Source organism: Nocardia sp. NPDC050175, assembly GCF_044459885.1.
Lineage (GTDB): Bacteria > Actinomycetota > Actinomycetes > Mycobacteriales > Mycobacteriaceae > Nocardia.
The window spans coordinates 115,930-128,826 of the sequence record NZ_JBITJI010000010.1; the positions used below are offsets into that span (position 1 = coordinate 115,930).

General features: G+C 67.3%; 12 protein-coding genes. 7 read left to right on the forward strand and 5 right to left on the reverse strand.

Annotated elements, in window-relative coordinates; genetic code table 11:
* The first annotated feature begins 333 nt into the window (after nucleotides 1–333).
* On the forward strand, nucleotides 334–1,158 hold the full coding sequence (locus ACIBK2_RS30655; protein WP_396972137.1) for an SDR family NAD(P)-dependent oxidoreductase: 825 nt from the start codon (nucleotides 334–336) through the stop codon (nucleotides 1,156–1,158).
* 203 nt (nucleotides 1,159–1,361) lie between these two features.
* Here the strand turns inward: ACIBK2_RS30655 and ACIBK2_RS30660 are convergent, their stop codons facing one another.
* Nucleotides 1,362–1,778, reverse strand: coding sequence for a cytochrome c oxidase subunit 4 (locus ACIBK2_RS30660; protein ID WP_396972139.1), 417 nt, complete (start codon nucleotides 1,776–1,778; stop codon nucleotides 1,362–1,364).
* 14 nt (nucleotides 1,779–1,792) lie between these two features.
* Nucleotides 1,793–2,899: a cytochrome c oxidase subunit II gene (locus tag ACIBK2_RS30665; protein ID WP_396972141.1), complete on the reverse strand. Its 1,107-nt coding sequence runs from the start codon at nucleotides 2,897–2,899 to the stop codon at nucleotides 1,793–1,795.
* A 411-nt stretch (nucleotides 2,900–3,310) separates the two neighbouring features.
* Between ACIBK2_RS30665 and asnB the strand changes: the two genes are divergently transcribed.
* The gene (asnB, locus tag ACIBK2_RS30670) at nucleotides 3,311–5,254 is read left to right on the forward strand and encodes an asparagine synthase (glutamine-hydrolyzing) (protein WP_396972143.1); all 1,944 of its coding nucleotides are present in this window, start codon (nucleotides 3,311–3,313) and stop codon (nucleotides 5,252–5,254) included.
* A 223-nt stretch (nucleotides 5,255–5,477) separates the two neighbouring features.
* On the opposite strand, the gene ACIBK2_RS30675 is transcribed toward asnB, so the two are convergent.
* Together ACIBK2_RS30675 and ACIBK2_RS30680 are read right to left on the reverse strand one after the other, a co-directional pair.
* Complete coding sequence (locus tag ACIBK2_RS30675; RefSeq protein ID WP_396972146.1) at nucleotides 5,478–6,446, reverse strand: carbohydrate kinase family protein; 969 nt, start codon at nucleotides 6,444–6,446, stop codon at nucleotides 5,478–5,480.
* Between the two features lie 373 nt (nucleotides 6,447–6,819).
* Complete coding sequence (locus ACIBK2_RS30680) at nucleotides 6,820–7,176, reverse strand: iron-sulfur cluster assembly accessory protein (protein ID WP_069165132.1); 357 nt, start codon at nucleotides 7,174–7,176, stop codon at nucleotides 6,820–6,822.
* A 258-nt stretch (nucleotides 7,177–7,434) separates the two neighbouring features.
* Here ACIBK2_RS30680 and ACIBK2_RS30685 point away from each other — a divergent pair, with 258 nt between their 5' ends.
* Nucleotides 7,435–8,043 (forward strand): DUF3043 domain-containing protein, encoded by a 609-nt coding sequence (locus ACIBK2_RS30685; RefSeq protein WP_396972508.1) that lies wholly within the window; start codon nucleotides 7,435–7,437, stop codon nucleotides 8,041–8,043.
* A 280-nt stretch (nucleotides 8,044–8,323) separates the two neighbouring features.
* Here the strand turns inward: ACIBK2_RS30685 and ACIBK2_RS30690 are convergent, their stop codons facing one another.
* Nucleotides 8,324–8,482 (reverse strand): hypothetical protein, encoded by a 159-nt coding sequence (locus ACIBK2_RS30690; protein ID WP_396972148.1) that lies wholly within the window; start codon nucleotides 8,480–8,482, stop codon nucleotides 8,324–8,326.
* An 85-nt stretch (nucleotides 8,483–8,567) separates the two neighbouring features.
* On the opposite strand from ACIBK2_RS30690, the gene ACIBK2_RS30695 reads away from it, so the two are divergent.
* From ACIBK2_RS30695 to ACIBK2_RS30710, 4 genes are all read left to right on the forward strand, one after another.
* Nucleotides 8,568–9,539 carry a helix-turn-helix domain-containing protein gene (locus ACIBK2_RS30695; protein WP_396972150.1) on the forward strand — a complete coding sequence of 324 codons (972 nt, stop codon included), beginning with the start codon at nucleotides 8,568–8,570 and terminating at the stop codon, nucleotides 9,537–9,539.
* A gap of 151 nt (nucleotides 9,540–9,690) precedes the next feature.
* A complete protein-coding gene (gene cobU, locus ACIBK2_RS30700) occupies nucleotides 9,691–10,245 on the forward strand; it encodes a bifunctional adenosylcobinamide kinase/adenosylcobinamide-phosphate guanylyltransferase (RefSeq protein WP_396972152.1) in 555 nt (184 codons plus the stop codon).
* 314 nt (nucleotides 10,246–10,559) lie between these two features.
* Nucleotides 10,560–11,684 (forward strand): nicotinate-nucleotide--dimethylbenzimidazole phosphoribosyltransferase, encoded by a 1,125-nt coding sequence (gene cobT / locus ACIBK2_RS30705; RefSeq protein WP_396972154.1) that lies wholly within the window; start codon nucleotides 10,560–10,562, stop codon nucleotides 11,682–11,684.
* 400 nt (nucleotides 11,685–12,084) lie between these two features.
* Nucleotides 12,085–12,831: an adenosylcobinamide-GDP ribazoletransferase gene (locus tag ACIBK2_RS30710; RefSeq protein WP_396972156.1), complete on the forward strand. Its 747-nt coding sequence runs from the start codon at nucleotides 12,085–12,087 to the stop codon at nucleotides 12,829–12,831.
* The last annotated feature ends 66 nt before the right edge of the window (nucleotides 12,832–12,897 follow it).

Below are 12,897 nucleotides of genomic sequence, written 5' to 3' on the forward strand. Positions count from 1 at the left end.
CCCGCCCCGGCCCGAAGTCACTGCCAAAGATCTGCACTCTCACTCGGGATCGGCACTGACTTTAGGGCCCTATTCCGAGTGCCGATCCCGAGACAGAGTGCAGATCTTGGGGATACCGGCTCGGGGAGGGGCGGACGACGGCCTGGGTGCGGATTGTGGGGCGAGAGCTTGCTAGGGCATTTGGCGAACGGCTCCGTCAAATGGGCGGCAAACTCTATACTGTGACCGGCCGTGCATGGTCGCCAGAAGGTAGCGGCGGCATGTGGGTTCGGCACTGTCAGTGTGGTGCCGTGCGTGTGTTCAGCCCGTCCGCTTGTGAAGGTTGCTGTGCCGATGCCCGAATTTCGTGCTGTCCCGGTTGGATTCGTAGATCGTAAGCGGCACCGTCCGCCGGATCGAGCCCTGATCGGACAGCGCGTGCTGATCACCGATGCCGGCTCCGACATCGGCCGGGCCACCGCGAATGTGCTTGCCGCCCAAGGTGCCCAACTACTCTTGGTCGCGCGCGGCAGCGATGAGCTCATCAGCGCCTGCGAGGAGATCCGTTCGGACGGCGGCATCGCGGACTGGAATCGTTGCGACATCTCGGCACTCGGCGATGTCGATCAGCTCGTCACCTGGGTGCTCGGCGAATTCGGCACCGTCGACGTGCTGATCAACACCGCCGGTCGGCCGACCCGCAGACCGGTGACCCAGTCGCTGAACCGCTTCCGCGATTACCAGCAAATGATGGCCACCAACTACTTCGGCCCACTCCGCCTCACCCTCGGCCTACTACCCGCGATGCTGCGCTCCGGCTCGGGCCACGTCATCAACGTCGGCCCCTGGAACGCACACACCGGCGCCGCACCGAATTTCGCCTCCTACGCCAGCGCCCAAGCCGCCTGGACCACCTTCGGCCAATGCGCCGACGCCGAACTCGCCCCCCACGGCATCCAGGTAACCGCCGTCCACTACCCCGCCTTCCGCACCACCCCCGACTCGGCCACCTCCAGCGAAGAGTCCGCCCTAGAAGCCGACCAAACCGCCCACCACATCGAATCCGCCATCCACGCCAGATCCCCCCGCCTCGAACCCCGCTTCACCCGCACCCTCTACGCCCTAGCCGGCGTAGCCCCCCGCTCCACCGCCCGCCTAATGCACGCCTTCGGCATCTAACCGCCGAAGCCCCGCCCCCCACACCACGATCCGAATCCCGCGCAGGCGCTCTACGCACTCGTCCACCATCCCACTTGACGCACGTTGCATGCTCTTGACGTCTGCTACAGCATGCGTAAAGAGCACGCAACCTACGTCAAGTGCTGCTGGAACGACGAAAGCCCCCTCCGGCGGATGGCGGAGGGGGCTTTCGGGGTGCTGGGTCAGTGCTTTTCGGGGCCCAGGTAGTACTCGAAGACGAGGCCTGCGGCGGCGATGAGGATGCAGACTACGCCGAGGCCGATCAGCCAGAACTGGAAGAAGGCCAGGCCGAGGGCGGTGATGGCACCGGCACCGGCGAGGCTGATGGGCCAGAAGCTGCCGGGCGAGAAGAAGCCCAGATCGCCTGCGCCGTCGACGATCTCGGCGTCTTCGTAGTCTTCGGGGCGCAGGTCGAGGCGACGTGCGACGAAGCGGAAGTAGGTGCCGATGATCAGCGACAGGCCTGCGGTCAGCACCGTGGCGGTGGTACCGGCCCATTCCACGCCGGTGCGGGATACGCCGGTGAAGTAGCCGTAGACAATCGCGACGATGATGAAGAACACCGTCAGCAGTTCGAAAATCCGCGCTTCGATCTTCATATCAGATCAGTCCCTTACTTTGCCTCGGCCGCGGTCTTGGTCGTGCGATCGGTGTTGAACGGCCGGGTCGACGTGGCGACCGGCGATTCACCGATGGACTGCAGCGCTTCGGCGTTGGTCTGGCCCTTCTTGCGCGCATCCATGTACTTGGTGAACTTCTCCGGTGTAACCGCACGTACCTCGAAGTTCATCATCGAGTGGAACGTGCCGCACATCTCCGCGCAGCGGCCGACGAACGCACCTTCCTTCTCGATCTTGGTGATCTGGAAGATGTTGTCCGAATGGTTTTCCTTCGGATTCGGCATCACGTCGCGCTTGAACAGGAACTCCGGCACCCAGAACGCGTGCACCACGTCGGCGGCGGCGAGCTGGAATTCGATCACCTTGTTGGTCGGCAGCACCAGGACCGGCACCTCGGTGCTGGAACCGTAGGTCTCGACCTTGTCGTAGTGCAGGTAGGACAGGATGTCGTGCGCGGGCAGGCCGTTGTGCATCGGGCCCGGCTGCGGGTGACCGTCCTCGGTCCGTTCCTTGTACTCCTCGAGCTGCTCCTGGTTCGCGGCCTCACGAGTGGTGTCGATGCCGTCGTACTTGGCGCCATCCTTGAAGTCGACGCCGCGATAACCGAACTTCCAGTTCCACTGGAAGGCGGTCACGTCGACGGTGACGTCGGGATTGTCGACCTTCTCGTGCACGAAGTTCTGCACGACGACGGTGAAGTAGAACAGCACCGCGATGATGACGAACGGCACCGCCGTGTAGGTCAGCTCCAGCGGCACGTTGTAGCCGGTCTGCCGGGGAAACTCCGGGGAGTCGGCCTTCTTGCGGTGGAAGGCGACGGTCCAGAAGGTCAGACCCCACACCAGCACACCCATCACCAGGGCGGCCAGGACCGACCAGGTCCACAGCTCCCGCATCCGGGTGGCCTGCGGCGTGATGCCCGAGGGCCAGCCGAACCGCAGCCAAACATTGTCGATCGAGCAGCCCGAGACGAGCACCGCGGTAATCCCGAGGGACACCGCCAGCCCGGCCCGCCGAAGGATCCGTCCCCGGGCGGGACGTGCCCCGATCTCTTCGCTCGCCTTGTGCGCCACGCTCACGCCTTCCTGGTCGCCACACATTCCGACATTTGCACCGCCTGGGCTGCGACCGCCCTGGCGATACGTTCTAAGCACATGATCAGGCCGGTCCCCGGTCGAGCGCGTACGCCGCCTGAGAATGGCCTGAGTACTACGCAGCGTAGACCAAACGGGCGCCCTGTTTGTCGTCGGGTCGCATTCGACACTCCGCGCATCGCGCGCACCCGCGCATCCGTCCGCAAAAGCCCTGGACAGGGTGCGCGGTACGCGCGCGACGCGCGTGTGCGGCATACTCGGACACAACATTTCGGCCGCTGTGCTCACCGCGAGATCAGGCCCCGGCACCCACCGGAACAACCGCTCGCGGCAGACGCTGCGCACCGCCCCCGCAAGACTTTCGGACACGCCGATTTTCGGCCGTGTCCCGACCGGAGAAACGAGGTTGCCGACGCCGTGTGTGGACTGCTCGGGTTTCTGACATCTGACGAGGCAGCGCCTGGCGTGGTGGAGCAGGTGTACGACGCACTGCACTGCCTGCGACACCGCGGTCCCGACGACCGCGGCACCTGGCACGACGATCACCTGATCTTCGGGTTCAACCGCCTCGCGCTCATCGACCTGGAGCACTCGCATCAGCCGCTGCGCTGGGGTCCCCCGGAAAACCGGGAGCGCTACGCGCTGACCTTCAACGGCGAGATCTACAACTACCTCGAGCTGCGCAAGGAACTGGCCGAGGCGCACGGCGCCGAATTCGCCGACGGCTCGATCTTCTTCACCGAGGGCGACGGCGAGGCCATCGTCGCCGCGTTCCACTACTGGGGTCCGGAAGCCGTGCACAAGCTGCGCGGCATGTTCGCGTTCGCGATCTGGGACACCGAGACCAACGAGCTGTTCCTGGCGCGGGACCCGTTCGGCATCAAGCCGCTGTTCCTGGCCACCGGTCCCGGCGGCACGGCGTTCGGCAGCGAGAAGAAGAGCCTGCTGGCGCTGCTGTCCCCGCTCGGGTTGAGCGATGAGCTCGACCCGCGCGCACTGGAGCACTACACGGTGCTGCAGTACGTGCCGGAAGCGGAGACGCTGCACAAGGACATCAGGCGGCTGGAATCGGGCACCTACGCGACGGTCCGTCCGAGCGAGGCGCCGAAGACCACCCGGTACTTCCATCCGCAGTTCAAGGTCCGGCCCTTCGCGCCGGGCTCGGCGCCCGCTCGCTACCGCGAGATCGCCGAGGCGATGGAGGACTCGGTCGCCAAGCACATGCGCGCGGACGTCACCGTCGGCTCGTTCCTGTCCGGCGGCATCGACTCCACCGCCGTCGCGGCGCTGGCGATGCGGCACAACCCGAAGCTGATCACCTTCACCAGCTGCTTCGAACGCGAGGGCTACTCCGAGGCCGACGTCGCCGCCGAGACCGCCGCAGCGATCGGCGCCAGGCACATCATCAAGACCGTCTCCCCCGCCGAGTTCGCCGCCGCGATTCCCGAAATCGTCTGGTACCTCGACGATCCCGTGGCCGACCCGGCGCTGGTCCCGCTGTACTTCGTGGCGAAGGAAGCGCGCAAGCACGTCAAGGTGGTGCTGTCCGGCGAGGGTGCCGACGAGTTGTTCGGTGGATACACGATCTACCGGGAACCGTTGTCGCTCAAGCCCTTCGAGTACCTGCCCGGCGGGCTGCGCAAGCTGGCTGGCAAGCTTTCCGACCGTATTCCGGACGGCACCCGCGGCAAGAGCCTGCTACACCGCGGCTCGCTCAGCCTGGAGGAGCGCTACTACGGCAACGCGCGCAGCTTCAGCGACGCCCAATTGCGTTCCGTGCTACGCGAATTCCGGCCCGAGTGGACCCATCAGGACGTGACCGCGCCGATCTACGCGCAGTCGCGCGGCTGGGACCCGGTGGCGCGCATGCAGCACCTGGACCTGTTCACCTGGCTGCGCGGCGACATCCTGGTCAAGGCCGACAAGATCACCATGGCCAACTCGCTCGAATTGCGCGTGCCGTTCCTGGATTCCGAGGTGCTCAAGGTCGCCGAGGGGCTGCCGTTCGAGCAGAAGATCACCAAGGAAACCACGAAATACGCACTGCGCCAGGCCCTCGAGGGCATCGTGCCGCCGCATGTGCTGCACCGCGCCAAGCTCGGCTTCCCGGTCCCGCTGCGGCACTGGCTGCGCGGCACCGAACTCTACGACTGGGCCCACCAGCAGATCCTCGAATCACAGACCGACCACCTGCTGAACAAGGCCGCGATCAGCGACATGCTCGTCGCCCACCGCGCAGGAACCTCGGACCACAGCCGCCGGTTGTGGACCCTGCTTGTCTTCATGGTGTGGCACGGCATCTTCGTCGAGGACCGCATCAAGCCGGAAATCCAGGAGCCGGTCTACCCGGTCTCGCTGTAAGCCGACGCAAAAGTGCCCCTCACCGAAAGGTCGAGGGCACTTCGCCTCTGATGCCATCCCAGCGGAGTGCGCCACCGGTCGGCCGCGAACCGTGCTCGCGCGCACGCTTTCGCACGCCGCGCACGAAATTGCTGGCTAACTCGTGCGCGGGCCGCGAGTAGATGCGCGGCGTGCAGCAGGCCACGACGCCGCGGCAGCACAGCCTGTGCGCGGCAGCGTCAGCTCAGAGCAGGGGTTTGATTTCGGCGGCGGCTTCGGCGCCGTAGGCACCGGCGAGGCGCTCGAGGGCGGTCTCCTTGTTGAGGGTCCACTCCTGGGTGCCCATGGTTTCCAGGACCAGGACGGCGATGAGGGAGCCGAGCTGGGCGGAGCGCTCCAGGCTGAGGCCCGCGGTGTGGCCGGTGAGGAAACCGGCGCGGAACGCGTCGCCGACGCCGGTGGGCTCGACCTTGGTGGTCTCCGGGACGACGCCGACGGTGAGTTCGGTGCCGTCCTTGTCGACGATGTGCACACCGTCGGCGCCGAGCGTGGTCACCCGGATGCCGACGCGCTGGGCGATCTCGGCCTCGCTGAGACCGGTCTTCTGCAGCAGCAGCGCCCACTCGTACTTGTTGGTGAAAAGGTATGCGGCGCCGTCGATCAGCTGCACGGCCTGCTCACCGTCGAGGCGGGCCAGCTGCTGGGACGGGTCTGCGGCGAACGGGATGCCGAGCTCACGGCACTGGGCGGTGTGCACCAGCATCGCGTCGGGGTCGTTGGCGCCGACCAGCACCAGATCCAGCGAATGCGTCTTGGCGAGTTCGCCGATGGCGATGTCGCGGGCCTCGCTCATCGCGCCCGGGTAGAACGAGGCGATCTGGGCCATGTCGTCGTCGGTGGTGCAGACGAAACGCGCGGTATGCGCGCGCTCGGAGATCAGCACGCCGGAACAGTCGACGCCGTGCGATTCCAGCCACTGGCGGTACTCGGCGAAATCGGCGCCCACGGCACCGACGAGCAGGGGCGTGCGGTTCAAAAGGCCCATGGCGTAGGCGATGTTGCCTGCGACGCCACCGCGGCGGATCTGCAGATCGTCGACGAGGAAGCTGAGCGACACGTGATCGAGTTGATCGGCCAGCAGTGCGTCACGGAACCGTCCGGGAAAACGCATGAGATGGTCGGTGGCAATGGACGCGGAAACGGCGATGGACACGAGGCTGGCCCTTCAACGGTAGGCGGCAGGCGGTGCAGACCGGGAACGGAAGTCCCAGCATCACCGTACCAATGTTGAACGAAGGCTCGGCCCCCCTCAACGGGGGGACACGGTCGGCGAGATGCCCGGCGGCGCGCGATCGTTGGGCCGCGATGCCGATCTCAGTAGGTCGTCTAACCGCCAAATCCTTACGAAATCCGACGCCTTCGCACTGGCCGGGCCGCTCGGTCCACAGCGGCCGTTCGCCAATCGACCACGGCGCTATCGCGGACACGCCCGCCCAGGAAAACGCGCAAACCCCACGTGAAAACTTCTCACGTGGGGCCGGGCTGTTACGCGGTGAACCCGCTTACGACGAGTCGGACGGGTTCGGTCAGTTGAACGAATCGCCGCAGGCGCAGGAGCCGGTGGCGTTCGGGTTGTCGATGGTGAAGCCCTGCTTTTCGATGGTGTCGACGAAGTCGATGGAGGCACCCTGGATGTACGGGGCGCTCATCCGGTCGACGGCCAGCTTGACGCCGCTGAACTCGACAACGATGTCGCCGTCGAGCGAGCGATCGTCGAAGAAGAGCTGGTACCGCAGGCCGGCACAGCCGCCGGGCTGCACGGCGATCCGCAGCGCCAGGTCGTCGCGACCCTCCTGGTCCAGCAGCGCCTTCGCCTTGCTGGCGGCAGCGTCGGTCAGCACGGCACCGTGAGTTTCGGTGGCGGTCTCGTTCTGCACAGTCATGAACTCTCCTCGAGGAACCTGTCGTCGACCCGTGAACAGCGCACGGGTCGTGTCGGTCAACACCACTCGGCGGGCTGCTATTCCCCATCTTGCCACCACCGCGCCCGCAGGAACACGCAACCTACGTGACCCGGCACACCTGCGCGAATCGGACCGCATTTCCCGCCGCGTATTCCATCGAATAGCCTGGTCGATGTGAAATTGTTCCGTCGCGGCGAGTCCAGCACCACCGACGCGGCCGCCGATCAGACGGCGGTCGTGGACGGCGGCTCGGCCGCGGGCACCACTCGCACGGCGGTCACCGCCACCGCGAGCAAGGGCCGTCCCACCCCGAAACGCCGTGACGCACAAGGCAAGCGACGCGGCCCGATCGCGCCGGCACCGCTCACCGCGAAGGAGGCCCGCGCCCGGCGCAAGGCCACTCGCGGCAGCAAGGAGGAGCGCAAACAAGCCTCCGCCGAGCGCAAGGCGGCCGTCCAGGATCGGCGCACGCGCATGCTCGCCGGCGAGGACAAGTACCTGTTGCCCCGCGATCAGGGGCCGGTGCGTGCGTTCGTCCGCGACATCGTGGACGGTCGGCGCAACCTGGTCGGCCTGTTCATGCCGATGGCGCTCGTGCTGATCCTGTCGATGTTCGTGGCGCCCGCGCTGCAGACGATCGTCACGCTGGCGATGCTGGTGATGATGTTCTTCATGATCGCCGAGGGTTTCCTGCTCGGGCGGATCGTGAACGGGCGGGTCAGGGAGCGTTTCCCGGACTCCGAAGACACCGGTTACAAGCTCGGGTGGTACGCGTTCGTGCGTGCGTCGCAGATCCGGAAGATGCGGGCGCCGAAGCCTCAGGTCAGTCCGGGCGTCGCTATTTAGTTCGTCTGTCGCGGGTCGATGTGGGCCCGATCAGTCAGCGCGGCGGCTGAGACTGCGTTAACCGCCATTGACAGCCGCCCGACCGATTCAGGCTGTTGGCACTGTTGACACCTCAGCCGGTTGCCCCGACCTGAGTTGAGTGGGGATTGCCTGCCCGCCCGATTTCAACAGTCGGTTCCGCGCAGCTGATCGTTCAGCGTGGATCGGCGTCCCCTGAACATGATTGCGGCCCGGCTCGTGGACACGAGCCGGGCCGCTGCCGGTTGCGGGGACATCGGGGTCAGATGTTGGTGGTTCGGCCGTGCATCGCCGACAGGTCGGCCTGCAGACGCTGGACGTCGCGATCGATGATGTTGGACGAGCCCGCGGGTGCGTTGTAGTGCGTCACGAAGGTGGCGAAAGCGACGATGACTGCCAGGGTGATCAAGAAAGTAATCATGGCAGTAATTTTGCGCTCGATGAGTTACCGCCGAAAGTGGCTGAACTGCCACTGTTCGTAAAGATTCAGCCAGTACACTGGACGCATGCTGTCGAAGGTTGCGGTCGTGCTGTCCGACCACATGGCCATGTTCGAATTCGGGGTGGTCTGTGAGGTTTTCGGCCTCGACCGAACCGCCGACGGGCTGCCCGCGTTCGACTTCAAGGTGTGCAGTGCCACGCCGGGCAAGCCGCTGCACTCCAGGACACCCGGCATCACGGTCACCCCGGAGTACGGCCTCGACGAGCTCGCCAAGGCGGATCTGGTCGCCATTCCGGCCGCCTCGTCGAAAAACGGGTTCGATCCGCGCATCATCGACGCCGTCCGCGACGCCTCGGCGGCGGGCGCGATCGTGCTGACCGTCTGTTCGGGCGCGTTCCTCGCCGGTGCGGCCGGCCTGCTCGACGGCCGCAAATGCACCACCCACTGGACCTACGTCGACGAGCTCGCCGCGATGTACCCCGAGGCGACCGTCGATCCCGACGTGCTGTTCGTCGACGCGGGCAACCTGATCACCAGCGCGGGCACCGCCGCCGGCATCGACGCCTGCCTGCACCTGGTGCGCCGCGAACTCGGCAGCGCGGTGGCCAACGCGATCGCGCGCCGCATGGTCGTGCCGCCCCAGCGCGACGGCGGGCAGCGTCAGTTCATCGAGCGGCCGGTCGCCACCTGCACCTCCGACAGCCTCATCCCGACCCTGGAGTGGATGAACGCCAACCTCGACCTCCCGCACACCATCGAAGACCTGGCCGCGCGCTCGACCATGTCCACCCGCACCTTCGCCCGCCGCTTCGCCGCCGAAACCGGAACCACCCCGGTGAAATGGCTGACCAACCAGCGCGTCCTGCTCACCAAACAGCTGCTCGAGGAAACCGACCTCGGACTCGAGCAAATCGCCGCCCGCGCGGGCTTCGGCTCCGGCGCGCTGCTGCGGCACCACTTCCAACGCCTCGTCGGCATCGCACCCACCGAATACCGTCGCCGCTTCGGCGCGGAAATGGTCGAAACCCCCGCCTGACCGCACCCCGTGTCGGGATCCGCATCCCGGGAAGGCGTGCGGCCGTTGCCGACCGGACATCGTTCAAGATCATCGGGAACTGATGCTGTTGGCCTCGGCGTTGCCTGCACCAGTTCCTCATGATCATGAACGGCGTTGATACCGTGCAGACGTGTCGCACAGTGTCTCGTCGGTTGAGCCGCGCCGGACCCTCGTCCTCGGCGGCGCTCGGTCCGGTAAGTCGGGTTATGCCGAGGAGTTGGCCGCGAAGGCGCCCGGGCCGGTCCGCTATCTGGCGACCTCGATTCCCGATCCCGCCGACCTGGACTTCGCCGAACGCATCGCCACCCACCGCGACCGCAGGCCCGCCGACTGGACCGTGCTCGAAAGTGCCGACCCGGCAGCCGTTCTCGGCGCTCCGGGACCGGAGGGCACCACGCTGATCGATGACATCGGCACCTGGCTCACCGCGCGCATCGACGCCCGCGACGCCTGGGAATCCCCGCGCGGCACCGTCGCACCCGACGCCGACGCCCTGGTCGCCGCCGTCGCCGCCTACCCACACCGCCTGGTCATCGTGAGCCCCGAGGTCGGCATGGGCATCATCCCCGCCACCCGCTCCGGCCGCCTGTTCCGTGACGAGATCGGCACCCTGAACCAACGCCTCGCCCAAGCCTGCGACGAAGCATTCCTCGTCGTAGCCGGACTCCCCCTGCGCCTCAAGTGAATCCGCGCGGACACCTACCCGTCGCACCGGTCCGCCCGGCCCAAGTAGTCATCACTTCGCACAGCAGCTCTCCTCCTCACACAGGAACTGAACAGCTGTCGGGTTATCAGGCCGACGTGCCCAGCGGCTGGAGGCGGCCGGGGGTGGCGCTCACACCCACGCGGCACTTCGGACCAGTCCGCACTGGGCGCGACGGCGCACGTGGGCGACAACACCGGCGGGTTGGGGCGGGTGATGTGCGGGGCGAGGGGCTCGGCGGGCAAGATTGAGCGGCGTATGAGTGTTTGGACCGTCCTGACCGGAAAGGCTCGACAGTGACACACGGATTTGGACCGGTGACGCCACCTGACGCACAGGTTCGGGCGGCGGCCGAGCAGCGGCAGGCGCAGTTGACCAAACCCGGTGGGGCGCTCGGTCGGTTGGAGGAGCTCGGCAACTGGGTGGCGGCCTGTCAGGGTGTGTGCCCGCCGAAGCAGTTCGAGCGGGCCAGGGTGGTGGTGTTCGCCGGGGATCATGGCGTTGCGCGACACGGGGTTTCGGCGTATCCGAGTGAGGTCACCGCGCAGATGGTGGCGAACTTCCTCGGTGGCGGTGCGGCGGTGAACGCGCTCGCCGTGGTCGCGGGTGCCACCGTTCGGGTCGCGGATATTTCCGTCGACGGCGAGACCGATTCGCTCATCGCCAAACACAAGGTGCGCCGCTCCAGCGGGTCGATCGACCGCGAGGACGCGCTCACCGCCGAGGAGGTCGAGGCGGCACTCGCCGCGGGTAAGGCGATCGCCGACGAGGAGATCGACGCGGGCGCCGACATCCTCATCGCGGGCGATATGGGCATCGGCAACACCACTCCCGCCACGGCCCTCATCGCGACGCTCACCGACACCGAACCCGTTGCCGCCGTTGGCCGCGGCACCGGCGTCGACGACGCGGGCTGGGCGCGTAAGGTCGCCGCGATCCGCGACGCCATGCGCCGGGCTCGTCCGATCGTCAAGGACCCGGTCGAACTGTTGCGCGTCGCGGCGGGCGCCGACTTCGCGGCGATGGCAGCGTTTCTCGCTCAGGCCGCCGCACGCCGGACGCCGGTTATTCTCGACGGTGTGGTCGTCACGGCCGCCGCGCTGGTCGCCGAGGACCTGGCCGCGGGTGCCTCCGCCTGGTGGCTGGCGGGCCATCGCTCCACCGAACCCGCCCACAACCTGGCCCTGCAGCGCCTGCGCCTGGAACCGCTGCTCGATCTGCACATGCGCCTCGGTGAAGCGTCCGGCGCCCTCACCGCCCTGCCGATCCTGCGCGCCGCGGTCGCCACCCTCGCGGAGATGTCCACCTTCGCCGAAGCGGGCGTCAGCACCGCCGACACCGACACCGCCGAAAACACGGAACTCACTGTCCCGGCGGACAACCCGGACACTCCCCCGGCCACGCCGGACTTGCGGAAATGAGCGACCGGCCGTCGCTGGTCGAAACGCGCGCCCCCCGGGTCGGCGCGCCCATCGGCGACGGCCATGGCGGTTCCCTTGCGATACAGCGTCTTTCCACGTCGGCTTGGCTGCCATCGAACTCGAACTGGCTGCCATCGAACCAGCGCGACACTTCGCTGCCGCCGATCGGACCGCTGACGACTTCGCCGTGCGGCACAGCCACATTCGACGCGCCGGGAGGGGCCCGGCCATCTCGATCGACCAGGACGAGTGGATCGTTCGCCGCTTCGATAGTTGGCTCGCGCATAACAGCACCACCGGTGGCGGATGCGACTCTGCGGGGCTATTCGGCTGCGGTACAACGTGTTCCGAACGCCGTGCGATACGGCGTTGTGGAGCAGTACAACTCGGGCCCGCAGGGATGAACGGGCTGCGGCTCGCGGTGTCCTGGCTCACCGTCCTCCCGGTGCGTGGGCCGGAGAGTGTTGATCGGGCGGCGGCCGGGCGGGCAATTGCGTTGGCGCCGTTGGTCGGTGGGCTGCTCGGTGCGGGGGCGGCCGGGATGCTGTGGGTGCTGGTCTTGGCGGGAGCGAGTTCGGTGCTGGCCGGGCTGCTGGTGGTCGGGGCACTCGCGTTGATCACGCGGGGTATGCATCTGGACGGGCTCGCCGACACGATGGACGGGCTCGGCAGTTACGGTCCGCCCGAGCGCGCCAGGGAGATCATGAAGAGCGGTGGCGCGGGCCCCTTCGGTGTCGCCGCCATCGTGTTCGCCATTGGCGTCCAAGCGTTTTCGTTCGCGGCACTGGCCGAGGCGGACCGCTGGTTCGCTGTCGCCCTCGCGATCACCGTCGGCCGCGTCGCGGTAGTTCTCGCCTGCCGCACCGGAATCAACGCCGCGCCCGACGCCAACTTCGGCGCCCTCGTCGCAGGCACCCAGCCCCCACTCACCGCCGCTGCCTGGTCCATCGCCGCCCTCGCCGCCGCCCTCTTCGCCACCCCCGACCGCTGGCAAGGCCCCCTCGCCATCCTCCTCGCCCTGGCCGCATCGGCCGTCCTCGTCCGCCACTGCGTCCGCCGATTCGACGGCCTCTCCGGCGACACCCTCGGCGCCACCATCGAACTCACTGTCTCCCTCACCGCCGCCACCCTGTCCTTCTGCCTCTGAGCGGAACTTGTCAGCGGGACGCCACAATCGGCCTGCCGTTGAGCTTGGTCAGCCCCGAGTGGACAG

What these genes read in the sequence shown, in the direction of transcription:
- ACIBK2_RS30660 (WP_396972139.1), bottom strand. Translation starts at nt 1,778, where the DNA reads ATGAAGATCGAAGCGCGGATTTTCGAACTGCTGACGGTGTTCTTCATC.
- ACIBK2_RS30710 (WP_396972156.1), top strand. Translation starts at nt 12,085, where the DNA reads ATGAACGGGCTGCGGCTCGCGGTGTCCTGGCTCACCGTCCTCCCGGTG.
- ACIBK2_RS30690 (WP_396972148.1), bottom strand. Translation starts at nt 8,482, where the DNA reads ATGATTACTTTCTTGATCACCCTGGCAGTCATCGTCGCTTTCGCCACC.
- ACIBK2_RS30695 (WP_396972150.1), top strand. Translation starts at nt 8,568, where the DNA reads ATGCTGTCGAAGGTTGCGGTCGTGCTGTCCGACCACATGGCCATGTTC.
- ACIBK2_RS30680 (WP_069165132.1), bottom strand. Translation starts at nt 7,176, where the DNA reads ATGACTGTGCAGAACGAGACCGCCACCGAAACTCACGGTGCCGTGCTG.
- ACIBK2_RS30655 (WP_396972137.1), top strand. Translation starts at nt 334, where the DNA reads ATGCCCGAATTTCGTGCTGTCCCGGTTGGATTCGTAGATCGTAAGCGG.
- ACIBK2_RS30665 (WP_396972141.1), bottom strand. Translation starts at nt 2,899, where the DNA reads ATGTGTGGCGACCAGGAAGGCGTGAGCGTGGCGCACAAGGCGAGCGAA.